The organism is Pseudonocardia sp. MH-G8 (assembly GCF_002262885.1).
Lineage (GTDB): Bacteria > Actinomycetota > Actinomycetes > Mycobacteriales > Pseudonocardiaceae > Pseudonocardia.
In genome coordinates this window covers 1-24,477 of record NZ_NKYF01000019.1, presented here as the reverse complement: position 1 = coordinate 24,477, position 24,477 = coordinate 1, and the positions used below count along the sequence as shown (strand labels likewise).

The following is a 24,477-nucleotide window of genomic DNA, read 5'->3' as shown; positions in this document are numbered from 1 at the left end:
ACGACGCGGACCAGTCTCCCGCAGCGAGCGGGACGCGGGACGGCAGGGGGACGCCACGGGGGGCGGGTCAGGCCCCTGGGCCGCGTCGCCCTGCCCTGGGCGCTCGCGCGTACGGAGTCGGTGCCGGCTCGGGGTCGGCGAAGGCGTCGACCACCGACGGCAGCGGTGCGCCCGTACGGCGCTCCACCAGCGTGGCGAGCTCGCGCTCCCGCTCGGACATCCCCGCACGCACCTCGGCGCCGAAGGCACCCAGCCCGGCGCCCAGCTCGCGCAGGCCGTCGGCCAGGTTGGCGCCGAGACCGGCCGGCGTGAGGCTCTGCGCGGCCTCGGTGGCCCGCCGGGTGGCGTACACGCCCACCGCGAGCCCCAGCCCCAGCCAGAACAGCCGCTTCATCGCACGACCTCGCGCAGGCGTCGTGTCACTGGTTCGCTCGCAAGCTCGCTCACCGCTTGCCCTTCCGGCGTCCCGGGCGCGTGCGCAGGGAGTGGGCACCGGCGTCGCGGCCCGCGCGGCGGGCCTTGACCGCCTTGCTGACCCCGTAGGTGAGCGCCGCGGCGCGCACCAGCGGGCCGCCGAGGGTGGCGGTGAACAGCGACGTCAGGACCGACACGTTGCTCGACACCGTGCGCGCGCTGGAGGTGATGCCGTCCACCCGCTCCAGCTGCGTGTTCACCTGGTGCAGGGTGGTCTGCGCGTTGCGCAGCAGCGGGTCGCTGCCCTCGTGGGCCTTGCGGATGGCGACGGTGGCCTCGTCGAGGGTGCGCCCGAGTTTGAGCAGCGGGACGGCCAGCAGCAGCACGAGGACCACGAAGGCCCCCGCGGCGATGAGCGCCGCGATCTGGCCAGCCGCCACGTTGCCTCCCCGGAGTCCGTACGGATCACCGCACGACCGATGTTGATCGTCGCCAGGTTACCCCCCGCGGGCCCCCGGGCACGGTCAGGGCACGCCGGGTGCACCGGATCGGTCACTCCGGGTTGTCGGCCTCGTCGAGCTCCTTGGTGGCCACTCCCGCGGTGACGACCTTGCGCCGCAGCCGGTTCAGCGCGCGGTGCTGGGTGACCCGGACGGCTCCCGGGGTGGACCCGACGATGAGCGCGGTCTCCTCGGCGGACAGACCGACCGCGATCCGCAGCACCAGCACCTCGCGCTGGCGCGGGGTGAGGCGGTGCAGCAGCGCGCCGAGCCGCTCGGTGAGCTCGGCCTGCAGCAGGCGGTGCTCGGGCCCGTCGTGCACGACCGGGGAGTCGGGAAGGTCGGCCATCGGCTCGGCCCGGTTGCGCCCGATCGCCCGGAACGCGTCGGTGACCTTGTGCGCCGCGATCCCGTAGACGAAGGCCCGGAACGACAGACCCCGCAACGTGTAGGTCGGCAGCGCGTTCACGACGGCGAGGCAGACGTCCTGAGCCACGTCCTCCGCAGCGCCGATCACGGTTTCCTGCCGGCCCAGCCGGGCCCGGCAGTAGCGCAACACCAGCGGGTGGATCTCCTCGAGCAGCCGCTCGCGGGCCCGCGGCTCGCCGGCGACCGCTCCGCGGAGCAGGCTCTCCAACACCGGCGGGTCGGGCTCGCCGGCAGCGGCGACCGGACCGGCGACGGGACCGGCGGCACCGGCGGGGCCGGGATCGTGGTTCGGCATGACCGGGGCCTGCGCGACGTCGAGCACCGGGGCAACCGCGGGCGCGACCTGCCCGGCTCCGGCCACCGCGAGGGCGCTCATCGTCGTGCGTCCGGCGGCACCTGGTGCGCGCCGGTGGTGCGGCGGCAGCACTGGTCGAACACGTTCATCGGGTTCCCCTCCCCCTGCACCGGTGGCGGACCGCCACCGGCGACAACGGCCGCGCCGCCCGGTGCCATCCGGGTGGCGCGCACTGCGATCGTGCTGGGTACTGCTGCGTGTTACTTCTCGCTGCTGTGAGACACCGGGGACTCGGCGAGATACCTGCTGCGTCCCCCGACCGCAGGTGCCGACTCCCCGTTGCCCCTCCGGTGGCGCCGTGCCCTGCCCCGCCGGAGTCGTTCGACGCTCAAGTACGCAGTCTGGTGTTGCACCCAAGTTGGAGTCAAGAGCAGTTCGGCCCGAAAACGGTTACGCTGCGCCCAATGGCAGCCTCCGACCCCACTCCTCTGGACGACCCGCGTGCACGGGCGGCGCAGACGAAGCGCGACCGTACGCGTCGGGCGCTCCTCGACGCGGCCGACGCGACGTTCGGCGCCCGGGGCTGGGCGAACACGCGCATGGAGGACATCGCCGCCGCGGCGGGCGTCAGCGCGGCCACCGCGTACAACCACTTCCCGTCCAAGCACGTGCTCGTCGGCTGCGTCTACAGCCCGCTGGTGCACCCCTTGCTGATCCAGGCCGACCACGACGTGCGCACCGATCGGCCCGTCGTGGACGCCCTCACCGACCAGGTCCGGGCGCTCGCCCGGATCAGCCAGCGCAACCGCAAGCTCACGGCGGCGTTCTGGTCCGCGGTCGAGGAGTACACGATCAAGATCGCCGGACCGCCGGACCCGGGGGACGACATCGACCCCCGCACGCTCGCCCCGGTCCCGCAGCCGCTGCGGGTGCTGATCGAGCACGGCCAGCTCACCGGCGAGCTCCGCGCGTACCCCACGGCGCTCGAGGCCAGCGGGATGATCGCGAACCTGCTGCTGCTGCGCAGCATCAACCACCCCGACGAGCCCGCCGAGGTCACCGCGGAGCTCCTGCTCACCGTGCTGTTCGGCATGCTCCGCCCCGAACTGCTCACCGACGCCGGCGCGCAGGCGCGTCCGTTCGGCCACGTGCACTGATCTCCCGCCCCCAACGGGTGGACCTGCGGTCCACGGGTGGGGGCATCGCCCGTTGATCTTGTCAGCACCCCACCGCCGGGCCTATCCGTTGCGGTCGTGACGCGAGAGCCTCGACAACGGCTGGTAAGCGCGCTCGGCGCGGTGGCGATGGTGGCGACGGCGGGGCTCGCGGCGGTGGCGGTGCCCACCGCGGCGCACGCCGCACCGCCGGGCGCGACGACAGAACAGGCACTCACCGAGACGAGCACGACCGTCCGCAACCCGGACGGGACCCGCGCCGTGACCCTGCACGCCGGGCCGGTCCGGCTGCGCCAGGGCACGCAGTGGCGTCCCATCGACCTCACCCTCGTGGCCGGCCCGGACGGCGTCGTGCGTCCCACCGCGGTCGCGCACGACCTCACGCTGCCCCCGACCGGGCCGGTCGTCCGCTTCGCCGGCGGCGGCAGCGCGGCGCTGGAATGGACCACGCCGCTGCCCGCCCCGCGATTGGCGGGCCACCGCGCCACCTACCCGCAGGCCCTGCCGGGCCACGACCTGGTCGTGGCGGCCACCAGCAGCGGCTTCCTCGCGGCCCTGCACCGGACCGACCCGGCCGCGGCCCCCGTACCGCCGTTGACGCTGCGCCGCGACGGCCAGCCGGCGGGTGCCGGGGAGTCGATCGCCGGGGAGTCGATGGTGGAGACCGAGTCCGCGGTGAGCCGGGTGGTGGCCGCCGCACCCACGGGGCCTGCGCCCGTGCCGTTCGACACGACGGTGCAGACCACCGTGCTGCGCTCCGACCTCTCCGGCGACCCGGACCTGCGGCTGGGCAGCTACGACGGGACCGCTGTGGCGCGCAGCCTGCTGACCTGGGACACCGCGTCGCTCGCCGGGCAGCAGGTCATGTCTGCGCGGCTGCTCGTGCACCAGGACTGGTCGGCCTCGTGCCGGCCGCGGGCGTGGGAGGTGTGGACCGCGCCGGCCGCGGGGCCCGGGACCCGGTGGGCGAACCAGCCGGTGGCCGACCGGCTGTGGGCCACCAGCACCGACACCCGCGGGCACACCGCCTGCGCAGGCGGGTGGTCCGGCGTCGACGTCAGCGAGCTCGTGCGGGGCTGGGCCGGCGCGGGCGCCCCGACCGGGACCGTCCAGTTGCGCGCGAGCGACGAACACGATCCGCTCGCGTGGAAGCGGTTCTCCTCCGCCGAGAGCGCGCACGTCCCGCACCTGGAGGTCACCCTCGCGTGACTGCCCCGGATGCCCGATCGGATGAGGCGAAAACGCCACGAACGCGGCGCGTGTCGAGGAGGATCCCCGCAGTGAGGTTCTTCGCCTGGCCTGCGGTCGCCGCCCTCGCCGTGCTCGCCGCGGCCACGTCCGGCGTGGGAGCGCCGGCACCCGACGTGGAGGCGACCGCCGTCCAGGTACGGGAGATCACCCCGGCACCGCCCGACGCGGTGCCCGGCCACGCCGGCCAGGACCCCTGCGACTGGCACGCCGCCGCGGTGCGGCTCGCGGGGTCGCTCGCGGGCGAGGACGATGCCCGGGCCCGGCGCCTGCGCGACGCCCTCGAGCGGCAGGGCATCACGGCCGACAGCCCGCCCCCCGCCGGCTGCGGGGGCGCCGAGCAGGATGACCCCCCGCAAGAACGCGACCCCGACGACACCGCTCCCGCGCCTGCCGGCGGTGTCGGACGGATCGCCGTTGCCGCCGACGGCAACCAGCACGACGAGGACGACTGGGCCTCCGCGCCCATGACCCTGGCCATCCTGGCCCAGCGCGGCCTGCAGCCGAACCTGGTGAACTACACCTACGACAACCACATCTGGGACTCCGACCCCACGCATCGCGAGAACATGACCGAGAGCGTCCTCGGTGCGGCGGAACGGTTCGGGTTCGACCGCTCGGTCTTCTACGACGCCGCGGACCCCGACGGGCTCGCGGCCGGCGTGGAGGACCTCACGGCCGAGATCAACGCCTCCACGCCCGACGACGAGCTCACGATCGTGCTCGCGGGTCCGATGGAGACCGCCTGGATGGCCTTCGACGCCGCCGACCCGCAGGCCCGCGGGAACGTCAGGTGCGTCTCGCACGGCGAGGGCACGTTCAACCAGACGCACGGGGAGACCGACCACGGCGGCCACTCCTACGACGACGTGATCGACCTCGGCTGCCGGCGCACGCAGATCCCCGACCAGAACAGCAACCTCGGTCCGACCGACATGTCCGACTGGGACTACCTGCGCAGCTCCGGCGACCCCGCGATGGAGTGGCTGTACTCCCGGCTCGAGCTGGCCGAGAAGGGCGATGTGTCCGACGCGGGGATGGCCTACTTCGCCATCACCGGCGAGGAGGAGCCGACGCGCGCGGACCTGGAGTCGTTGCTCACCGGTTCGCACGCCGAGCCCCCGCGCCGGTTCGCGTCCGAGGGCATCTCCTCGCAGCGGCCACCCCCCGCACGCGGCGGGCAGGAGCCCGCCGGGGCAACGGGCCTCGCCCCCGTCGAGGTCTCGGAGAACGGGCGGTTCCTCCAGCACCCCGACGGGCGGCCGTTCTTCTGGTTGGCCGACACGGGGTGGGAGCTGTTCCACCGGGCCGACCGGGAGGACGCCCGGCTCTACCTCGACACCCGCGCCGCACAGGGGTTCACCGTCATCCAGGCGGTGGCCCTCGCCGAGAAGGGCGGCCTCGACGTCCCCACCCCGGCCGGCCACATCCCGCTGGTCGACGACGACCCCGCCCGGCCGGACGTGCGCGAGGGCCCCGACAACGACTACTGGGACGACGTCGACCACATGATCGACCATGCCAACGACCAGGGGATGTACGTCGCGCTCTGGGCGGCCTGGGGAAGCATGGTGCAGGACGGACCGGAGGTGCTCGACGCCTCCAACGCCCGCTCGTACGGGGAGTTCCTCGGCGAGCGCTACGGCGGCAAGGGCGTCTTCTTCGTCCTCGGCGGCGACCGCGAGTCGAACGCGGGCGGCAACACCCCGCAGGTGTGGAGCGCACTGGCCGAGGGCATCCGCGCCACCGACACCCACGACCGGTTGATCTCGTTCCACCCGTGGGGCGAGGAGTCCTCCACGGAGATGTTCCCCAACGACAGCCCGGTCATCGACTTCAACATGATCCAGGGCAGCCACAAGAACGTGTCGTTCGCGGAGCTCACCACGCTGCTGGTCGACGACTACGGCAGGAGCCCGGTCAAGCCGGTGATCGACAGCGAGGTGTTCTACGAGGAGCACCCGTTCAACTGGAACTCCGACGAGGGCTGGAAGACCGCCTCGCACGCCCGGGGCGCGGCCTACTTCCAGGTCTTCTCGGGTGCCGCGGGGCACACCTACGGCGACGGCGCCGTGCACCAGTTCTGGGAGCCGGGCATGGACGCGCCGTACGAGGTTCGCGACGCGTGGCAGGACGCGATCCTGCACGAGGGCGCCACGCAGATGCACCACCTCAAGGACCTCGTGCTCTCCCGGTCCTACGCCGATCGGGTTCCCGACCAGTCGCTGATCACCTCCGGCACCGGACGCGCCATCCGGTCGCAGTCCGGGAGCTGGGCCATGGTCTACCTGCCCGAGGGCGGCTCCATCGGCGTGGACACCTCCGCGCTGGCGAGCAGCAGCCCGCAGGTCACGTGGTTCGACCCGCGCACGGGTGAGTCCCAGCCCGGCGAGTCCCACAACGGCGAGGCGCACGGGGCCGGCACGTACACGGCTCCGGACGAGCAGGATTGGGTGCTGGTCCTCGACGCGGTGTGAGGAGCCGCGCTGACGGATCACCGCTCATCGATCGCCACGAGCCGCACACCACGGTCGCAGGGCCCGCGCTCACGTGCTGCTGGGATCGATCACCGGCTCCTGAGCGCTGCGAGTCGTACGCCCTGGCGGGGAGGGCCGCTGCGGCGTACTCCTCGGACATCCCCCTCCGGAGGGAGCAGGTTCCCCCTCGTGCGGGAGTGGTGGGGACCGGCGGTCGTCCCACCCTTGGCGACATGGGAACACCACGCGAGCCGACGGCCACCGAAAGCTCCTCCCGGGCCGGTCTCCCGCCCGGCCAGCGCCGGCGCCGCGACTTCCCCCGCTTCGGCGTGCCGTTCCTGTCCCGGCCCCCGGTACCGGACGTCCCGGAGCTCACCGTCACCGGCGCGGTCGAGCACGAGCTGCGGCTCCCGCTCGCCGATGTGCTCGACGCGCTCCCCCGCGTCGAGCGGACCGCCGACTTCCACTGCGTCGCCACCTGGTCGGCCACCGGCCTGCAGTGGTCGGGCGTCTCCTTCCGGCAGTTCTGGGAGCAGCTCGTCGTTCCGCGGTGTCGGCCGGCCGGCGCGGTCGCCGTCATCGCCCGCGGCGCCGACGGCGTGACGGCGGTCCTGGACCTGCGGGACGCGCTGGCCGACGACGTCCTGCTCGCCGACGGGCTCGACGGCCGGCCGCTCGGGGACGGCCACGGGGCTCCGCTGCGCCTCGTGAGTCCCGGCCAGTACGGCTACAAGAACATCAAGCACCTCGTCGGGCTCGAGGCCACGCGCACGTTCCCCCGACCGGGTCGCGTCCTCGGGGAGCACCCGCGGGCCCGCGTGGCGTTCGAGGAGCGCGACCCCTACCTCGACGCCCGCGCCTACCGCCTCATCGGCCGCGCGCTCACCCCGCCGATCGCCTGGTTGAACCGCCGAGCCGCCCGGGCCTCGACTCGGGCCTGACGCCGCGGCGGCCGGGGGTCAGAGGTCGGTGGCCAGCACGTCGGCGAGCGCGTCGACGGCGAGGGCGATCTCGTCCTCGGTGACCACCAGCGGCGGGGAGAGGCGGATCGTCGCGCCGTGGGTGTCCTTGACCAGCACGCCGCGGCGGGCCAGCGCCTCGCTCACCGCACGGCCGCTGCCCAGCCGCGGGTCGATGTCCACGCCGGCCCACAGCCCCGCGCCACGCACCGCCAAGACACCGTGGCCGACCAGCGTCTCGAGCCGGGCGTGCAGCACGTCGCCGAGCCGGCGGGCCGAGGCGAGCATCCCGTGCGGCCCGGTGTCGGCGAGCAGCTCCAGCACCGCCCGGCCGACGGCGCAGGCCAACGGGTTGCCCCCGAACGTGCTGCCGTGCTGACCGGGGCGCAGCACGCCGAGCACCTCGTCGTCGGCGACCACGGCCGAGAGCGCCACGATGCCCCCGCCCAGCGCTTTGCCGAGCAGGTACACGTCCGCGTCGACGCCCGCGGCGCGGGTCGCGAGCACGTCCCCGGTTCGGCCCAGGCCGGACTGCACCTCGTCGGCGACGAAGAGCACGCGCGCGTTGTCGCAGACCTCCCGGACCCCGGCGAGGTAGCCGCCGGGCGGCACGACCACCCCGGCCTCGCCCTGCACGGGCTCGAGCAGCACCGCCACGGTGTCGCGGGTGACGGCGGCGGCGAGCGCGTCCAGGTCGCCGTAGGGCACCACGTCGAAGCCCGGGGTGAAGGGCCCGAAGCCGCCGCGGGCGTCGGGGTCGGTGGAGAAGCCGACGATGCTGATCGTGCGGCCGTGGAAGCCGCCCGCGGCCACGACGATCCGGGCCCGGTCCGCAGGCACGCCCTTGACCTCGTAGCCCCACTTGCGCGCGACCTTCAACCCGCTCTCGACGGCCTCGGCGCCGGTGTTCATCGGCAGCACGCGCTGCTTGCCCACGAGCGCCGCGAGCTCGGCGCAGAACGGGCCGAGCTGGTCGTTGCCGAAGGCTCGGCTGGTCAACGTCAGCCGGTCGAGCTGGCGGTGCGCGGCGGCGACCAGGTCGGGATGGCGGTGCCCGAAGTTGAGCGCCGAGTAGCCGGCGAGGCAGTCGAGGTAGCGGCGGCCCTCGACGTCGGTGACCCAAGCACCGCTGCCGTGGGCCACCACCACCGGGAGCGGGTGGTAGTTGTGCGCCGAGTGCTCCTGCACGAGCGTCTCGTGCCGGGCCGTCACGGAGTCCCGGGGCGATGTCGTGAGCGTCATGCGCGTACCTCCAGCGTGCAGCACTTGGGACCGCCGCCGCCCTTGCGCAGCTCCGACAGGTCCACGGGAACGGGGATGAAGCCGCGCTCGGCCAGCGTGGCGGCCAGGCCGACAGCCTGAGCGGGGAGCACGACGTGGCGCCCGTCGCTCACCGCGTTGAGCCCGAGCACCGCGGCGTCGGCCGGGTCGGCGACGACCGCATCGGGGAACCGGGCGCGCAGCACCTGCTGCGCCGCGGGCGTGAACGCGGCGGGGAGCCACGCGATCGTCGTCTCGTCGAGCACCGCGATCGCGGTGTCCAGGTGGTAGTAGCAGGGGTCGACCAGCTCCAGCGCCACGACCTCGCGTCCCAGCACCGCGGCGGCCTCGGCGTGGGCGCGCGGGTCGGTGCGGAACCCGCAACCGGCCAGCACGACGTCCCCGATGACGAGCAGGTCGCCCTCCCCCTCGTTGACGAACTCGGGCTCGACGACCGGGTGGCCCGCCGCGGCGAACCACGCCCGGTGCGCCTGCGCCTCCGCCGCCCGCTGCGGGTGGCGGAACCGCGCGCCGAGCACCCGCCCGTCCACGACGGTGGCGCCGTTGGCGGTGTAGACCATGTCGGGCAGCCCGGGCACGGGCTCGAGCAGGTCGACGCGGTGGCCGAGGTCGAGGTAGGCGCGCCGCAGGCCCTCCCACTGCGCGAGGGCGCGCTCGCGGTCCACGGGGACGTCGGGGTGCATCCAGGGGTTGATGGCGTAGCGCACCTCGAAGTGGTCGGGGCGGCACATGAGGTAGTGGCGGGGACGCGCGGTGCGCGCCGTCGCGGCCGACGGCCGGGGCAGGACGCTGGTCACGAGGATCACGGTAGGAGCGCCGATCACGGCCGACAATCGCGAAGTGCTGCTGATCCACGCACGATTCACGCGTTGATCAGCGGCTGTGATGCCGAACGTTGCGCACACCGAACGCCCATGATCGGCGAGAGCGGTCACGGAACCGCACCGATGCGGCCGGACGACCGCATGCGCCGATCACGACCCGCCGAGAGGGCGGTGAGCGCGGTTCGGAGAAGATCGAACAGCCCCGGCCCAGGGCAGGCATGATCCGAACTTTCGGTTGCCCATTGTCGTGATCACAACCATGTGCACCCGATACTGCGGATCATGGTCGCGGAATCCGGTCGCGGTACTAGGCGCGAGGGCGGCCGGTGATGGTCACCCCGCCGGGCGCCGCGGCCCGTCGGCCGCGATCCGGCGCGCGTGCGCCGCGGCGCGGTAGAGCGTGCACGGCCAGTGCGGCGCGGCGCGCACCGGCGAACGGCATCCCGTGCACCGCCCGTCCCGCCCGCTGACGTGCAGCTCCAGCAACCTGCGCCACACCTCGGACATACCGGCCAGCTCCACCGCGAGTCCCCATTCCGCGGGGCCTTCCTCGTCCTCCTGCACGAACCGAGCTTCGTGCCGCCGCACCTGCGAGAACACCCCGTGACACCCCGATCCCGCAGGGTGACTCCTTGTTCGGCGGGGAGTACCGTCCACGCATGGTCGCGCGCTCCGCCCGGCAGCGGGAGCAGGTCGCACTGGCCGAGTCGTTGCGCGGTGACGGCCGGACCTGGGCGGAGATCGCCACGACGCTGCGGGACCGCTACGGGCTCAACGCCCGGGTCGCGATGCGGGTCGCGCACGGGTGGACCCAGGCCGAGACCGCCCAGGAGTGGACGCGCCGCTGGCCCGACGAGCCCAGGACGTTCAAGAACATCTCCTACTGGGAGAACTGGCCGAGCCCCACCGGCCACATGCCGTCATTGCAGGTGCTCGACCGGTTGGCCCGGATCTACGGGTGCGACGTCGCCGACCTGGTGGCGGGCTGGGGCGAGCACGGCAGCGACCGGCCCGCCGTCGGCACCGAACCCGAGACGCTCGCGTGGCAGGTCGATCACCTCGACCTCCGTGAGCTGACCCGCGCCATCGGCGAATGGGCGCGCCGGCTGCCCGCCGAGCAGCGGCGTGCCTCGCTGCTGAAGCTGAGCGCGGCTGCCGCGGTCGCCGCGGGGCGGTCCGCCGGTTCACCTCTCGCGAACGCCTTGGGCCGCGGGCCGGCACCGACCGAGCTCGCCGGGCTCTGGGAGAGCCACTACACCTACGTCAGCACCGCCCGTGACCAGGAACTCCACGGGACGCACCAGATCGTTCTGCAGGCCGAACGCGGGCGCCTCGTCGGGCGGAGCGCCGCCACGTCCACCGGCACGCTGGAACTTGATCTCGTCGCCGACGGACTGCTCGTCACGGGCAACTGGACCGAGCGCACCGCGACCGACGGCTACTACCGGGGCGCGGTGTACCACGGCGTCGTGCAGTTCGTGCTCGATCCCACCGGTCGGACGTTGACCGGTCGCTGGCTCGGCCCGGACCGCCACTTCGAGATCGACTCGGGCCGATGGGCCCTGCACCGCGCGCCATCACCACCGTGAGTGCAGGGTGCGTCAGTGCAGGGTCCTCACTGCGGCGGCGGGCTCGACGGGCGGCGCAGGAGCGGGGAGAGCACCAGCACCGACTTCGTGCGGGCGACGAAGGGCTGCGCGCCGATCTGTTCGAGCACCTGCTCGAAGTGGCGCATGTCGGTGGCGAGGATGCGCAGCACGGCGTTGGCGTCGCCGGACACCGTGCTGGCCTCGACGACCTCGGGGAACCGGGCCACCGCCACGCGGATGACCGAGGGGGCGGTCTGGGTGCGGCAGTAGATCTCGACGTACGCCTCGACGGTCCAGCCGAGCGCGGCGGGGTCGAGCCGCACGGTGAACCCGGTGATCGCGCCCTCGGCCCGGAGGCGGTCGACCCGGCGCTTGACCGCCGACGCGCTCAGCCCGACCCGCTGACCCAGCTCGGCGTAGCTGCGGCGCGCGTCGTCCACGAGCAGCGCGACGATCTCCTCGTCCAGGGGGTCCAGCGGCACGAACCCATCGTGCCCGGTGGGGAGCGGGCACGATGGACCGCGTGTACCGCGTGGATTCGGAAGTGGGCGTGCTGCGGCAGGTGATCCTGCACCGGCCGGGTCTCGAGCTGAAGCGGCTGACGCCGGGCAACCGGGAGCGGCTGCTGTTCGACGACGTGCTGTGGGTGGCGCGGGCGCAAGAGGAGCACGACCTGTTCGCGGCCCTGCTGCGCGAGCGCGGGGTGGCCGTGCACCTGTTCGGCGACCTGCTGCGGGCGACGCTGGAGATCCCGGAGGCACGCAAGCACGTCCTGGACCGGATCTTCGACGACCGCGTGTACGGGCCGCTCGCGATCGACGCCCTGCGCAACTGCGTGGACGCGATGGACGCCGACACGCTGGCCGACCACCTCGTCGGCGGGATCACGAAGCGGGAGGTCCTCGACCGGATCCCGGAGCCGCGCTCGATCGCCTTCCACGTGCTCGACGCCGACGACTTCGTCCTCGAACCGCTGCCCAACCACCTCTACACGCGCGACACGTCGGCGTGGATCCACGCCGGCGTGGCGATCAACAGCATGCGCAAGAAGGCGCGCATGCGCGAGACCGTGCACTACGAGGCCGTCTACCGCTGGCACCCGCTGTTCGCCGGCGCCGACTACGCCGTCTGGTCCGACGGCACGGTCAACGGGCCCGCCACCACCGAGGGCGGCGACATGCTGGTCCTCGGCGACGGCGCGGTGCTCGTCGGGCTGTCCGAGCGCACCACCCCGCAGGGGGTCGAGCGCCTGGCCCGGCGGCTGTTCGCCGGCGGTGAGGTGGACCGGATCGTCGCACTGCGGATGCCGCAGGCCCGCGCCTTCATGCACCTCGACACGGTGCTGACGATGGTCGACGCCGAGACGTTCGTGCAGTACGCCGGCCTCGGCGAGCTACCGGCCTACACGATCCGGCCCGGCGACAGCGAGAAGGAGCTGCACCTCACCGACCACCGCCCCGAGGACATGCACCGCGCGATCGCCGACGCCCTGCGGCTGCCCGCGATCCGCGTGCTCACGCCCGCGCAGGACGTGCACTCCGCGGAACGCGAGCAGTGGGACGACGGCTGCAACACCCTCGCCGTCGCGCCGGGCGTCGTGGTCACCTACGAGCGCACCGTCACCACCAACCGGTACCTGCGCCGCCACGGCATCGAGGTGCTCGAGGTCCCGGGCGGGGAGCTGGGCCGCGGGCGCGGCGGACCGCGGTGCATGAGCTGCCCGATCGTCCGGGATCCCGCGTGACGGACCTCCCGCCCCTCGACGCCACCCTGCTGGACGGCACCCTGCACCGGGATCTCGCCACCCGGCAGCGGTACGCGACCGACGCCGGCCGGATCGCGACCGCGCTCCCGGCCGCCGTCCTGCGTCCCGGCTCGGCCGGGGACGTCGCGCGGGTGGTCGCGCACTGCCGGCACCACGGCGTGCCGGTCGCCGCACGCGGGCTGGGCAACACCACAGGTGGCCAGTCGCTCGTGCCCGACGGGGTCGTGGTCGACGCCCGCGACCTGGCCGGCGTCGCCACGATCGGCGCCGACCACGCGACCGTCGGCGCGGGGGCCACCTGGCTGGAGCTCGCACGTGCCGCCGACGCCCACGGCCTCGCGATCCCGGTGGCCACGGGCTACCTCGGCCTCACCGTCGGCGGCACCCTGTCGGTCGGCGGCATCCCGCCCGCGATCGCGACGGGGGCCCAGGTCGACCACGTCCGCGCGCTCGAGGTCGTCACCGGCGACGGTGTGCTGCGCCGCTGCTCGCCGTCCGCGGAGCCCGAGCTCTTCGACGCCGTCCTCGCCGGGCTCGGCCAGTTCGGGATCATCACCGAGGCCACGGTCGGGCTCGTCCCGGCGCCGGCCCGGGTGCGCGGCTACTGCATCCCCTACGCCGACCCGGCCGCGTTCTTCGCCGACCTGCGCACCCTCGTGCGCCGCGGCGAGGTCAGCGAGGTGTACGGCGACTGGTGGCGGCCCGGCGAGGCGGGCGAGGTGCACCACCTCAACGCGTTCGTGTTCGCCGGGGCGCACGAGGAGGTCGACGACGCGCACGTCCTGCGCGGGCTGAGCGCGGCCCCGGGTGCGGCGACCGTGCGCGAGTCGGGCTACCTGGAGCACGTCTGCCGCATCGACGACGCCGTCGCCGACCTGCGCGCCGGGCTGGACTGGGACGCGCTCGACAAGCCGTGGGTCACCGTGTGGCTGCCCGACAGCCGCGTCGAGGCGGTCGTCGCGGAGGTCCTGGCCGACCTCACCCCGTACGACGTCGGCGCCGGCGGGTTCGTGCTGCTCTACAGCCACCACCGGGCCGCGCTCACCCGCCCGTCGCTGCGCCTGCCCGCCGCGGACGGCAGCGAGCTGGTGCACCTGTTCACGGTCATGACCGCCGGACCACCGGGCGCCGACGCCGGCTTCGCGGAGGCGATGCGGGAACGCAACCGCCGCATCGTCGAGCGTGCGGTCGCGGCGGGTGGCACCCGCTACCCGATCGGCACCGTCGGCTACGGCCCCGCCGACTGGCGGACCCACTACGGCGACCGGTGGGAGCACCTGGCGGCCCTGAAGCACCGCTACGACCCGGCGCACGTCCTGGCCCCCGGCCCCGCGGTCTTCGACCCCGTCCGGTGAGCGACGGTGCGTCCTGCCCACACGGGCGAAAGTGCGGCGGATTCCCGTCCGGGCGAGCTATCGTTCCTCGGTGACTTCCGTCGCGGAACGAACTCCGCTCCCCGACGACTGGACCACCCTCGACGGCAGTGCGCAGCGCGTCGCGGTGGAGGTCCTGCGGTTCGGCCCGCTCCCCCGCGCGCAGCTCGCCCGCAGGCTCGGCCTGTCGCCCGGGTCGCTCACCCGGCTCACCCGCCCGCTCGTGGACTCCGGGCTGCTCGTCGAGGGCAGCCCGGAGAACGGTCCCGAGGGACCCGGGCGCACCGGGCGCCCGTCGCTGCCCCTGGACATCCGGGCGTCCTCGCGCCGCTTCCTCGGGGTGAAGATCACCGGTGACGCGGTGTTCGCGGTGGTCACCGACCTGCGCGCCACCGTGCTCGCCGAGCACACCGCGCCGCTGCCCGACCCGGGACCCGCGGCCGTCGTGAGTGCTGTTGCCGACGTCGTGCAGACGCTGCGGGCCGCGCACCCCGACGTGGTGGGTCTCGGCATCGGGATCGGCGGCCTGGTCGTCGAGCGCCGCGACGTCGCCCGCGCCCACTTCCTCGGCTGGCGGGAGCCGGTCCGGCTCGCCGACCTCCTCACCGCTGCCACCGGGCTCCCGACGGTCGTCGACAACGACGTGCGCGCGCTCACCGCCGCCGAGCACTGGTTCGGCACCGGCCGCGGGATGCGGTCGTTGCTCGTGATCACGATCGGGGCCGGTCTCGGGTGCGGCATCGTCGTGCACGATCGGTTGGTCGAGGGTGCGCACGGCGGCGGCGGGACGATCGGCCACCGTCCGGTCGTCACGTGGGCGGTCTGCGAGGACGGCCACCGCGGGTGCGCGCACGGCCTGGTGTCGTCGCGGGCGATCTCCGGTGCCGTCGCCCAGGCCGTGGGGAGACAGGTCACCTACGCCGAGGCGCTGCAGCTCGCCGCGGACGGCCACGCGGCCGCCCGCCGGGTGGTCGACGACGCGGCGGGCGCGCTCGGCGTGCTCGTCGCCGACATCGCCACCCTCGTCGACCCCGAGCTGGTGATCCTCACCGGCGACGGCATCGGCCTGGTGGAGGTCGCGCGTCCCGCGCTCGACGCCGCCCTGCGGGAGAACCGCAAGGAGCCGCTCGCCCCACCGCGGGTCGACGTCCGCCCGTTCCCGTTCACCGAATGGGCGCGCGGCGCCGCGGCCGTCGCGGTGCAGGAACACGTGCTCGGCGCGCCGGCGGCGACCTGACCGCCGCCCGCCGTCCCCGGTGGCGGGCGGTCAGCCCTGCGTGAACAGGGCGTTGACCTCCTCGTTGACCGCGGTGAACGAGGACGCGTCGGCGTTGCCCGCCATCACCCGCTCCATCGCCGTTTCCATGATCGCATCGACGTCGGCGGCGTGCTGCGCGGCCGGGAACGGGAACGCCGTGCCCTCGCGCAGGTGCCGGGTGAACGGGGTGATGTCCAGGCCGGACTCCGCGATGCGGGCCTCGGCCGCGGGCACCGCGGACGCGATGGCGGGCACGACGACCCCGCCCTGGGCCACCACCGACTGGCACTCGGGCGAGGCCAGGTAGCGCACCCACTTCCAGGCGGCGCCCTTGTTCGGTGAGGCCGCCGAGATCGAGTCGGCCAGCGAGTTCGTCATCGCCGCGCGGTACCCCTGCGGGCCGATGGGCGTGGGCGCCGTGGCCATCTCGAGGCCGCCGAGCTTGGCGAAGGTGGCGATGTTCCAGGAGCCCTCGGTGACCAGCGCGACCCGGCCGGCCTGCATGAGCTGCGCGGGCTCGTTGCCGACCGCCTGCTCCACCGGCGGCATGTAACCCTTGTCGATCAGGCTGCGCCACCACGCGATGGTCTCCTGGAAGCGCGGGTCGTCGTAGTTGAAGTGCGTACCCCACAGCGGCTTGTCGGTGTGGCTCCAGCCCAGGGTGGCGGTGTACATCGACCACTGCGTCTGCCCCGACCCGCCGCCCGGCGGGTAGGCGATCCCGAGCCCGTAGGTCGCGACGTTGCGCGGGTCGAACCCCGGCTCGTCACCGCGCACGCCGTTGGCGTCGACCGACAGCCGGGCGAGGACGTCCTCGTAGCTGCCCCCGTCCTGCGGGTTCCAGGTCAGGTTCTGCATCTGCTCGGGCGTGACGCCGGCCTCGGCGGCCATCCCGGCGTTGTAGAAGATGCCGACGGCGTCGAAGTCCTTCGGCAGGCCGTAGCGCTTCCCGTCGTCGCCGAGCCACAGGTCCCCGGTGCCCTCGACGAACTGGGACATGTCCGGCCCGTCGCGGGCCACCAGCTCGTCGAGCGGCTCGATCAGGCCACGCGCCGTGTAGTCGCCGTACTTGGAGGTGTGGTTCACGAACACGTCCGGGGCGGCGTTCGCGACGAACCCGGTGAGCATCCGCCCCCAGTAGTCGTCCCAGCCCACCTGCTCGATCGCGATGTCGATCTCCGGGTTGCGGGCCTCGAAGTCGGTCGCGCACTGCTGGTAGGCCGGCAGCTGGGTGGCGTCCCACATCCAGTAGGTGACCTCGCCGGTGTCGTCCCAGCCGCCCTGCTCGGCCGGCGGGCGCTCGGCCGCGCAGGCCGGGACGAGCGCGACGGCGAGGGCCACGCCGAGCGCGGTGAGGGTGCGGGTGCGCGTCATTTGATCCCCGAGAAGCCGATGGAGTCGACGATCTTGCGGCCGAAGGCGACGAACAGCAGGAGCACCGGCAACGCCGCGATGAGCGTCGCGGCCATCAGGCCGGGCCAGTCCGGGCCGCTGTTCGGGGTCTGCGAACGGAACACGCCCAGCGCCACGGTCAGCGTCCGGACGCTGCGCTCGCTGCCCACCAGCAGCGGCCAGAAGTACTCGTTCCAGGCCTGCACGTACTGCAGCAGCGCGAGCGTGGTGATCGGGCCCCAGCTCATCGGCACGATGATCCGGAAGAACGTGCGAACGTGCCCCGCGCCGTCCAGCAGCGCCGCCTCCTCGACCTCGCGGGAGATGCCGAGGAAGAACTGGCGCAGGAAGAACACCGCGAACGGCGTCATGAAGAAGAACGGCAGCACGATCGCGGCGTAGGTGTTGAGGATGCCCAGGTCGCGCATCAGCAGGAAGTTCGGCAGCTGCGTGAAGATCGGCGGCACCATCAGGGCGGTCAGGATCAGGAAGAACACCGTGTCCCGGCCCCGCCACCGCATCCGGGCGAACGCGTACGCGGCCAGCGCCCCGAAGAACACCTGGCCCGCCGTGATCAGCGCCGCGACGAGCACCGAGTTGCGCAGGTAGACCCAGAAGTCGACCGCGGATCCGGTGCCACCCTCGGCCTGCGCCTCCTCGAGGGTGGCCAGCCCGAGCACGCGCCGGAACGCTCCCCAGGTGAAGTCGACCGGAAGCCACGACGTGCCGGCGGTGGCGAGGGTGGTGCCGTTGGACAGGGCGGTGCGCAGCATCCAGTAGAACGGGAACAGGGTGAGCGCGATGATCGCGATCAGGCAGGCCCAGGCCACGACCCGGCCCGCGGTGAGGCGCCCGGCCTCCCGGCCGGGGGTGCGGCTGCCCCGGTCGGGTGCGACGGCGGTGTCGACGGTGACCACTCCCAGCTCCTCAGGACAGGTCCGACTCGTTCGCCCGCATCAGCCGCAGCTGCACGAAGGCGACGAGGGACAGGATCACCAGCAGGACCACCGACACCGCCGAGGCGTAGCCGTAGTCCAGGCGCTGGAAGGCGAGGTCGTAGATGTAGTACTGGATCACGCGGGAGGCGTCGGCCGGGCCGCCCGCGGTGGTGACCGCGACGGTGTCGAACACCTGGAACGAGCCGACGACCGTGATCACCAACACCAGCGCGAGCACCGGGCGCAGCAGCGGCAGCGTGATCCGGCGGAACATCTGCAGCTCGCTCGCGCCGTCCACGCGACCGGCCTCGTACAGCGTCCGCGGGATCATCACCAGCCCGGCGAAGAGCAGCAGCGCCGTGTAGCCGAGGTGGCGCCACGTGTTGACGAACGCGATGGTCGGGATCGCCCAGGACTCGCTGCCGAAGAACGCGATCGGGCCGAGCCCGACCCATCCCAGCACCTGGTTCACGATCCCGATCTGGGCGTCGAGCATCCAGAACCAGAGCAGGGCGACCACGACGTTGGCCACCAGGTAGGGCATCAGCACCAGCCCGCGGATCACCACCGAGCGGGTGAGGCGGTGCAGGAGCACCGCGAGCCCCAGCGCCAGCACGGTCTGGAAGCCGATGTTGAGCACGACGTACCAGACCGTCACGGCCATCGCGTTCCAGAACGTCTCGTCGGACAGCAGCCGCTGGTAGTTGGCCAGGCCGACGAACGAGCTGGTGGAGAAGAACTGGTAGTCGGTGAGGCTGAGCCACAGCCCGCGCAGCGACGGCCAGAAGTAGAAGACGACGAACCCGAGCAGCGTCGGCGCGATGAACCCCAGCGCCACCCAGGTCTCGCGGGTGTTGCGCGCGCGGGCCGCGGAGGGCAGCGCGCCGGACGCGGGGGCACCGGCCGCCGGCACGGCCGGGGCCGTCGGGGCCGTCACCGGCCCGCGTCCGTCACGCGCAGGAGCAGCAGCTGCTCGGGGTTGAGCGCGGGCGCGCGCAGCCCGGCCCCCGCGAGCACCCTCCCGGGCAGCTCCACGCCGTGCGCGAGCCACTCCGGCGGCCGGTGCTGCCGCAGGTCCGGGGCGTCGCCGGGGGGCTGCGGCGCCACCCGGTAGCGCCGGTCCGGATCGAGGCCGGGCAGCCGCAGCACGCCGGGCACCGCCGTGAGCGGGGTGGCCAGCTGCACCAGCGCGAACAGGGCGTCGGACCGGTCGGCGGCCACCACCCCGTGCAGCGCGAACGACGGGTCGCCCACGTCGGCGCGCACCACGGAGCCGCTGTGCAGCAGCCCGCGGACGTCCTTGTACAGCTGCACCCAGGCCGCGAGCTCCTTGCGCTCCTCGGGACCGGTCGTCCTGACGTCCCACTCGATGCCGAACGAGCCGAAGAGCGCGGTCCCCGCGCGGAAGGACAGGTCGAGGGTGCGGGCCGTGGAGTGCGAGCGGGGCGAGGCGACGTGGGCGCCGATCAGCTCGGGCGGCAGCAGCTGGGTGGTCCAGCGCTGGATCTGCTGGCGTTCCAGGGCGTCGGTCATGTCGCTGCCCCAGACCCGGTCCGTGCGCTCCAGGATCTCGAGGTCGACGCGCAGCCCTCCGGACGAGCACGACTCGATCTCCACTTGCGCGTGACGGGCGCGCAGCTCGTCGAGGAGCCGGTAGGCCGCGCGGGTCTGCTGGTGCACGCCGGGGACGCCGAGCGGGCCGTGCCCGGCGTCGACGAGGTCGCGGTTGTGGTCCCACTTCAGGTAGCTGATCGGGTACTCGGTGAGCAGCGCGTCGAGCCGCTCGAGGATGTACGCGTAGGCGTCCGGGTGGCCGAGGTCGAGCACCTGCTGGTTGCGGGCGGGGATCGGCAGCCGCCCGCCGGTCTGCAGGATCCAGTCGGGGTGGGCGCGGGCGAGGTCGGAGTCCGGGTTGACCATCTCCGGCTCCACCCACAGCCCGAACTCCATGCCCCGGGCCCGCACCTCGCGCACCAGCGGGTGCAGGCCCTCGGGCCACACGCCCTCGTCGACGTACCAGTCGCCCAGGCCCGCGTTGTCGGAGCGGCGGTGGCGGAACCAGCCGTCGTCCAGGACGTAGCGCTCCACGCCCACGTCGGCACCGACCCGGGCCAGCTCGACGAGCCGGTCGAGGTCGTGGTCGAAGTACACGGCCTCCCAGGTGTTCAGCACCACCGGGCGCGCGCTGCGCGGGTGGTGCGGGCGGGCGCGCAGCAGCGTGTGGAACCGGGCCGCGATCCCGTCGAGGCCGTCGGCGGCGTGCGCGGCGTACACCCACGGGCCCGTGTAGGACTCCCCCGGCGCGAGCCGCACCTCGCCGGGCAGCAGCAACTCGCCGCCCCCGAGCACCGCGGCCCCGCTCGCGAGCCGCTCGGCGTAGCTCACGTGGTTGCCGCTCCACGCCACGTGGACGGCCCAGACCTCGCCGGAGCGGAACCCGAACCCGTCGGTGCCCGCGGCGAGGATCAGCGGTGCGTCCGCCCCGGTGCGTCCGCGGCGGTTCTCCCGCGAGTGCACGCCCACGACGAACGGCGCGCGCTGGGGCGCCCGCTCCCGGCCCCAGCGGCCCGCGAAGTCGAACAGCTCGGTGGCCACCGGGGGCACCGGGAGCGCCAGCGCGAGCCCGTCCACCACGAAGGGCCCGGCGTCCACGTCCACGTCCGCGGGCACGCTCGCGGTCGCCCGTTGGCGCAGCACACCCGACGGCGTCAGCTCCAGCTCCAACGCCACCTCGAGACCGGCCTCGTCATCGCGGCCGGTGACCCGCACGCGGCCGCCACCGTCGGCGCGGTGCTCGACGTCCAGGGCGGTGCGCGCGAAGAGCGGGGACCACGCCCGCCCGGCGCGCTGGCCCGCCAGCCCGGGCCGGCCGTTCCAGCCCGCCGAGTGCTCGGGGAGCAGGCCGGCGCGGGTGACGTCGTTCAGGTCGTTCGGGACGGTGGCGGGCGTCGCGGCGAGCTCGAGCGCGCGCAGATCCTCGGGCGTCAGGTCGCCGAGGTCGGCGCCCCAGTGCAGCACGGCCGGCAGGCGGCCGCCGGTCGCGGCGAGCACCACGCTCACACCGGCGGCACGCAGGTGCACCAGATCGTCGGCGGGCGGGGACATCGGCGACATCGGCGCTCCGTTCACCTCGTCGTGCGACGGCTGCTCCACCGCCCGGGCGGGTAAGTTCTACGATAAAACTTATCCGCCGTCAACGGGCGTCCGGCTACCGATCGCGCGCGGTGTCCGCGAGGCGGTCCAGCACGATGACGAACGTGCGGCGCTCGTGCCCGTCCAACCCGGCGAGCAGCTCCGCCTCGACCTCACGGATGCCGGCCCGGCAGGACTCCACCAGCTCCCGGCCGTCCGCCGTCAGCGCGACGACGCGGTTGCGCCGGTCGGCCGGGTCCGGGGTGCGTCGCAGCAGCCCGCGGGCCTCCAGCCGGTCGAGGATCGGGATGAGCCGGGTCTTGTCCCGTCCGGCGGAGACCGCGAGCTCCGACTGCGTCGGCGCAGGCCCCTCGCGGAGCGCGGTGAGCACCACGTAGTCCCACATCTCGACCTCGTGCGCCCGCAGCACCGGCTCCTCCGCCTTCATCAGCGCCCGCGCGAGCCAGGCGAAGGCCGCTCCCAGGTCGTGCCGCTGCTCAACCACGCGGCGACGATAGTCCTTGACAGATCGTCTACCCCCGTAGATGGTCTACCCATGACCACCATCTACGCCCTGCACCGCCGGGCCACCGCGAGCGCCGCACTCGTGGTCCGCACCGTCCAGCCCGTCCATCTCGACCACCCCACACCGTGCGCAGGATGGGACCTGCGCACGCTCCTGGAGCACATGACCGGCGAGGACCAGGGATTCGCCGCCGCGGTGCGCGCGACCCTCGCACGCACCGACGTCGACGACGCCGCGTTCGCTCCACGCCCGCTCGGCGCGGCGCCCGCGACGGTGCACGCCGCGGGCGCGGACGCCGTCGTGTCGGCCTTCGCGGAGGCGACGGGACTCGACCGGCCAGTGCTGCTCCCCCAGTTCGGCAACAGCTTCCCGCTGGAGACCGTCGCCGGCTTCCACCTGATCGACACACTCGTGCACGGCTGGGACGTGGCCGCGACGCTCGGCACGCAGAACGCCTATGCCGCCGGACTCGACCCGGATCTCGTCGCGGCCGGGCTCGCCGTGGCCGAGCAGGTGCCGGACGGACCAGCCCGCGAGGCACCCGGCGCCGCGTTCGCCCCCGCTCTGCCGACCGGCGCCTCCACCGACCCCTGGCATCGGACCCTCACCCTGCTCGGCCGCAACCCGGCCTGGACGAGCGACGCCCTCGTCCGATAGGCCGTCGCACCCGCACCCGCACCCGCGCACGCCATCAGCGGCAGCTGGGGGCGTCAGCGGGAGCGGGGGCGATCTTCAGGAGCTGCCGCGGACGGCCCGGCGCAGCTTCGGCAGCCGGTCGGCCAGCGTGCGCTCCGCGCCGTGCGTCGTGGGGCGGTAGTAGTCGCGCCCGACCAGCGCATCGGGCGGGTACTGCTGGGCGAGCACCCCGTCCGGCGTGCTGTGCGGGTAGCGGTAGCCCACCGCGTTGCCCAGCTTCTGCGCGCCCGTGTAGTGCCCGTCGCGCAGGTGCGGCGGCACCGCACCCACCGCGCCCGCCCGCACCTCCGACATCGCTTCGTCGATGCCGGTGATCACGGCGTTCGACTTCGGCGCGGTAGCCAGGTGCACGGTCACCTGCGCGAGCGCGAGGCGGCACTCGGGCATCCCGATCAGCTGGACGACCTGCGCCGCGGCCACGGCGGCCTGCAGCGCGGTGGGATCGGCGAGGCCGATGTCCTCGCTGGCGTGCACCATCAGCCTGCGCGCGATGAACCGCGGATCCTCCCCCGCCACCAACATCCGGGCGAGGTAGTGAAGTGCGGCATCGGCATCGGAGCCGCGGATCGACTTGATGAACGCGCTGATCACGTCGTAGTGCTGGTCGCCCTGCCGGTCGTAGCGCACGGTGACCTCGGTGACCGCGCGCTCGACGGCGGGCACGTCGATCTCGGTGGCGCCGGTGCCCGCCACGCCGTCGGCGGCGGCCTCCAGCGCGGTGAGCGCCCGGCGGGCGTCGCCTGCGGCCAACCGGACGAGCGCGGCCTCGGCGTCGGCGGTGAGCGACACGGCGTCGCCGAGCCCGCGCGGGTCGGCCACGGCGCGGTGCAGCAGCGCGCGCACCTCGTCCTCGGTGAGCGACTGCAGCTGCAACACCAGCGAGCGCGACAGCAGCGGCGACACCACCGAGAACGACGGGTTCTCGGTGGTGGCCGCGACCAGCAGCACGAGCCGGTCCTCCACGGCGCCCAGCAGCGCGTCCTGCTGGGTCTTGGAGAACCGGTGCACCTCGTCGATGAACAGGACGGTCTGCTGGTCGAGCCGGTCGCGGCGGCGACGCGCGTCCTCGATCACGACGCGCAGCTCCTTGACCCCCGACGAGAGGGCCGAGAGCGCCACGAAGTGCCGGCTCCCCACGCCCGCGAGCAGCCGGGCGATCGTGGTCTTGCCGGTTCCGGGCGGGCCGTAGAGCAGCACGGATGCCGCGGCACCGCCCTCGACGAGCCGGCGCAGCGGGGCGCCGGGACGCAGCAGGTGCGCCTGCCCGACCACCTCGTCGAGGGTGCGCGGGCGCATGCGGACGGCGAGCGGCGCGGTGGCCCGCGCGCCGGCCTCGCCCGCCGGCGACACCGGTTCCGGCTCACCCAGCTCGAACAGCCCGTCCGCCTCGCTCGTCATCACGACAAGCCTGCCACCTCGGTCCGACACTCCCCGAACGCACCCGCGACGCCGGTTGCAGAATCGGACGTGATGCCGTCCGAGCGGCCGTTGTCGGCACTCCGGCGCGAGAACGGGCGAAATGAGGCCGTTGCCGAATCGGTCACGGCCCGCACCACGGACGCTGCGTCGATCACGGCACACGGTGGCCGGTCGATCGCCGACCACGACCGTCCGCCCAGGGTCGACGCTGCGGGTCGGGACGCGGTGCGCGGAGATCGGTCTGATCAGCACCTGGCGGCGGTCGCTGCAACGGTGGCGTACATGTCGGAGTGATCAGGGCCGGATGATCGGTCCGATCAGCACCTGGGTGCGGGCGCAGCAACGGTGGCGTACATGTCGGAATGATCAGGGCCGGATGATCGGTGCGAGCAGTGCGTGGGTGCTGCCGCGGCGACGTCAGGTGCTTCTCGCAGCGATCACCATCGGGCATCCGAGGCCCGGGTCGGCCACACGCTCGATCTGTCGACCTCCCACCATTTCCGCTGATCACGGCCACCTCACGTTCCGGAACGCGACCGTTGCATGATCAATGAGACGTGAGCGGGGTCTGCTGGAGATCCAACCCCGCTGACGTCTCGCTCGTGGCGCATCCCGCGGACGCGGACGGCCGAGGTTCCGTGCCCGTTGCACGACCAGGTAGACGTGAGCGGGGTTCGGGGAAGATCCAACCCCGCTCACGTCTACGTCGTCGTGGAATCTCCTGTGGGCGGGCCGTTCCCGGCTCGCGACCACTGCCTCACACCCCGCCCCTGGTCTTCGGCGTAGT

General features: G+C 73.7%; 22 protein-coding genes. 9 read left to right on the top strand and 13 right to left on the bottom strand.

The features are described 5' to 3' along the window. Positions 1 to 67: 67 nt before the first annotated feature. From CFP66_RS31425 to shbA, 3 genes are all read right to left on the bottom strand, one after another. Positions 68 to 394, bottom strand: coding sequence for a hypothetical protein (locus tag CFP66_RS31425; protein ID WP_094928852.1), 327 nt, complete (start codon positions 392 to 394; stop codon positions 68 to 70). 49 nt (positions 395 to 443) lie between these two features. Further along, positions 444 to 854 carry a DUF948 domain-containing protein gene (locus tag CFP66_RS31420; RefSeq protein WP_094928851.1) on the bottom strand — a complete coding sequence of 137 codons (411 nt, stop codon included), beginning with the start codon at positions 852 to 854 and terminating at the stop codon, positions 444 to 446. Positions 855 to 966: 112 nt separating this feature from the next. Then, positions 967 to 1,554, bottom strand: a complete 588-nt coding sequence (shbA, locus tag CFP66_RS31415) for an RNA polymerase sigma factor ShbA (protein WP_233159891.1) — start codon at positions 1,552 to 1,554, stop codon at positions 967 to 969. Between the two features lie 548 nt (positions 1,555 to 2,102). Here shbA and CFP66_RS31410 point away from each other — a divergent pair. From CFP66_RS31410 to CFP66_RS31395, 4 genes are all read left to right on the top strand, one after another. Then, positions 2,103 to 2,795, top strand: coding sequence for a TetR/AcrR family transcriptional regulator (locus CFP66_RS31410; protein ID WP_094928850.1), 693 nt, complete (start codon positions 2,103 to 2,105; stop codon positions 2,793 to 2,795). A 96-nt stretch (positions 2,796 to 2,891) separates the two neighbouring features. After that, complete coding sequence (locus tag CFP66_RS31405; protein WP_143517431.1) at positions 2,892 to 4,022, top strand: DNRLRE domain-containing protein; 1,131 nt, start codon at positions 2,892 to 2,894, stop codon at positions 4,020 to 4,022. 71 nt (positions 4,023 to 4,093) lie between these two features. Further along, positions 4,094 to 6,538 carry a glycoside hydrolase family 140 protein gene (locus CFP66_RS31400; protein WP_094928848.1) on the top strand — a complete coding sequence of 815 codons (2,445 nt, stop codon included), beginning with the start codon at positions 4,094 to 4,096 and terminating at the stop codon, positions 6,536 to 6,538. Between the two features lie 233 nt (positions 6,539 to 6,771). Next, positions 6,772 to 7,479, top strand: coding sequence for a molybdopterin-dependent oxidoreductase (locus CFP66_RS31395; RefSeq protein WP_094928847.1), 708 nt, complete (start codon positions 6,772 to 6,774; stop codon positions 7,477 to 7,479). Positions 7,480 to 7,497: 18 nt separating this feature from the next. Here the strand turns inward: CFP66_RS31395 and rocD are convergent, their stop codons facing one another. The 3 genes from rocD to CFP66_RS31380 all read right to left on the bottom strand — a co-directional run bounded on the left by rocD (position 7,498) and on the right by CFP66_RS31380 (position 10,166). Beyond that, positions 7,498 to 8,739, bottom strand: coding sequence for an ornithine--oxo-acid transaminase (gene rocD, locus CFP66_RS31390; protein WP_094928846.1), 1,242 nt, complete (start codon positions 8,737 to 8,739; stop codon positions 7,498 to 7,500). After that, positions 8,736 to 9,575, bottom strand: a complete 840-nt coding sequence (gene ddaH, locus CFP66_RS31385) for a dimethylargininase (RefSeq protein ID WP_369805217.1) — start codon at positions 9,573 to 9,575, stop codon at positions 8,736 to 8,738. Before ddaH ends, rocD begins: the two co-directional genes overlap by 4 nt. A gap of 360 nt (positions 9,576 to 9,935) precedes the next feature. Next, the gene (locus tag CFP66_RS31380) at positions 9,936 to 10,166 is read right to left on the bottom strand and encodes a hypothetical protein (RefSeq protein WP_143517430.1); all 231 of its coding nucleotides are present in this window, start codon (positions 10,164 to 10,166) and stop codon (positions 9,936 to 9,938) included. A gap of 95 nt (positions 10,167 to 10,261) precedes the next feature. On the opposite strand from CFP66_RS31380, the gene CFP66_RS31375 reads away from it, so the two are divergent. Continuing rightward, on the top strand, positions 10,262 to 11,191 hold the full coding sequence (locus CFP66_RS31375; RefSeq protein ID WP_094928844.1) for a helix-turn-helix transcriptional regulator: 930 nt from the start codon (positions 10,262 to 10,264) through the stop codon (positions 11,189 to 11,191). Positions 11,192 to 11,217: 26 nt separating this feature from the next. Here the strand turns inward: CFP66_RS31375 and CFP66_RS31370 are convergent, their stop codons facing one another. Beyond that, positions 11,218 to 11,673, bottom strand: coding sequence for an Lrp/AsnC family transcriptional regulator (locus CFP66_RS31370; protein ID WP_094928843.1), 456 nt, complete (start codon positions 11,671 to 11,673; stop codon positions 11,218 to 11,220). 32 nt (positions 11,674 to 11,705) lie between these two features. Here CFP66_RS31370 and CFP66_RS31365 point away from each other — a divergent pair, with 32 nt between their 5' ends. The 3 genes from CFP66_RS31365 (at position 11,706) to CFP66_RS31355 (ending at position 15,566) form a co-directional block, all read left to right on the top strand. Further along, positions 11,706 to 12,935: an arginine deiminase gene (locus tag CFP66_RS31365; RefSeq protein WP_094928842.1), complete on the top strand. Its 1,230-nt coding sequence runs from the start codon at positions 11,706 to 11,708 to the stop codon at positions 12,933 to 12,935. Then, positions 12,932 to 14,311, top strand: coding sequence for an FAD-binding protein (locus tag CFP66_RS31360; RefSeq protein ID WP_158228279.1), 1,380 nt, complete (start codon positions 12,932 to 12,934; stop codon positions 14,309 to 14,311). The genes CFP66_RS31365 and CFP66_RS31360 overlap by 4 nt, the downstream gene beginning before the upstream one ends. 70 nt (positions 14,312 to 14,381) lie before the next feature. Beyond that, on the top strand, positions 14,382 to 15,566 hold the full coding sequence (locus tag CFP66_RS31355) for an ROK family transcriptional regulator (protein ID WP_094928840.1): 1,185 nt from the start codon (positions 14,382 to 14,384) through the stop codon (positions 15,564 to 15,566). 30 nt (positions 15,567 to 15,596) lie between these two features. On the opposite strand, the gene CFP66_RS31350 is transcribed toward CFP66_RS31355, so the two are convergent. The 5 genes from CFP66_RS31350 to CFP66_RS31330 form a co-directional block, all read right to left on the bottom strand. Then, entirely contained in the window at positions 15,597 to 16,961 is a 1,365-nt protein-coding gene (locus CFP66_RS31350; protein WP_094928839.1) for a sugar ABC transporter substrate-binding protein, read from the bottom strand. Next, on the bottom strand, positions 16,958 to 17,896 hold the full coding sequence (locus CFP66_RS31345; protein WP_233159875.1) for a carbohydrate ABC transporter permease: 939 nt from the start codon (positions 17,894 to 17,896) through the stop codon (positions 16,958 to 16,960). Before CFP66_RS31345 ends, CFP66_RS31350 begins: the two co-directional genes overlap by 4 nt. A gap of 10 nt (positions 17,897 to 17,906) precedes the next feature. After that, a complete protein-coding gene (locus CFP66_RS31340) occupies positions 17,907 to 18,854 on the bottom strand; it encodes a carbohydrate ABC transporter permease (RefSeq protein ID WP_233159874.1) in 948 nt (315 codons plus the stop codon). Further along, a complete protein-coding gene (locus tag CFP66_RS31335; protein ID WP_094928975.1) occupies positions 18,851 to 21,031 on the bottom strand; it encodes an alpha-galactosidase in 2,181 nt (726 codons plus the stop codon). The genes CFP66_RS31340 and CFP66_RS31335 overlap by 4 nt, the downstream gene beginning before the upstream one ends. 94 nt (positions 21,032 to 21,125) lie before the next feature. After that, complete coding sequence (locus tag CFP66_RS31330) at positions 21,126 to 21,554, bottom strand: MarR family winged helix-turn-helix transcriptional regulator (protein WP_233159873.1); 429 nt, start codon at positions 21,552 to 21,554, stop codon at positions 21,126 to 21,128. A 51-nt stretch (positions 21,555 to 21,605) separates the two neighbouring features. Here CFP66_RS31330 and CFP66_RS31325 point away from each other — a divergent pair, with 51 nt between their 5' ends. Next, complete coding sequence (locus CFP66_RS31325) at positions 21,606 to 22,232, top strand: TIGR03086 family metal-binding protein (RefSeq protein ID WP_094928838.1); 627 nt, start codon at positions 21,606 to 21,608, stop codon at positions 22,230 to 22,232. A gap of 75 nt (positions 22,233 to 22,307) precedes the next feature. On the opposite strand, the gene CFP66_RS31320 is transcribed toward CFP66_RS31325, so the two are convergent. Next, positions 22,308 to 23,669 (bottom strand): replication-associated recombination protein A, encoded by a 1,362-nt coding sequence (locus CFP66_RS31320; RefSeq protein WP_094928837.1) that lies wholly within the window; start codon positions 23,667 to 23,669, stop codon positions 22,308 to 22,310. Positions 23,670 to 24,477 lie beyond the last annotated feature (808 nt).

Coding starts and splice junctions, on each gene's coding strand:
- CFP66_RS31425 (WP_094928852.1), bottom strand. CDS start 394: ATGAAGCGGCTGTTCTGGCTGGGGCTGGGGCTCGCGGTGGGCGTGTAC.
- CFP66_RS31410 (WP_094928850.1), top strand. CDS start 2,103: ATGGCAGCCTCCGACCCCACTCCTCTGGACGACCCGCGTGCACGGGCG.
- CFP66_RS31395 (WP_094928847.1), top strand. CDS start 6,772: ATGGGAACACCACGCGAGCCGACGGCCACCGAAAGCTCCTCCCGGGCC.
- rocD (WP_094928846.1), bottom strand. CDS start 8,739: ATGACGCTCACGACATCGCCCCGGGACTCCGTGACGGCCCGGCACGAG.
- CFP66_RS31375 (WP_094928844.1), top strand. CDS start 10,262: ATGGTCGCGCGCTCCGCCCGGCAGCGGGAGCAGGTCGCACTGGCCGAG.
- CFP66_RS31365 (WP_094928842.1), top strand. CDS start 11,706: ATGGACCGCGTGTACCGCGTGGATTCGGAAGTGGGCGTGCTGCGGCAG.
- CFP66_RS31350 (WP_094928839.1), bottom strand. CDS start 16,961: ATGACGCGCACCCGCACCCTCACCGCGCTCGGCGTGGCCCTCGCCGTC.
- CFP66_RS31335 (WP_094928975.1), bottom strand. CDS start 21,031: ATGTCGCCGATGTCCCCGCCCGCCGACGATCTGGTGCACCTGCGTGCC.
- CFP66_RS31325 (WP_094928838.1), top strand. CDS start 21,606: ATGACCACCATCTACGCCCTGCACCGCCGGGCCACCGCGAGCGCCGCA.
- CFP66_RS31320 (WP_094928837.1), bottom strand. CDS start 23,669: ATGACGAGCGAGGCGGACGGGCTGTTCGAGCTGGGTGAGCCGGAACCG.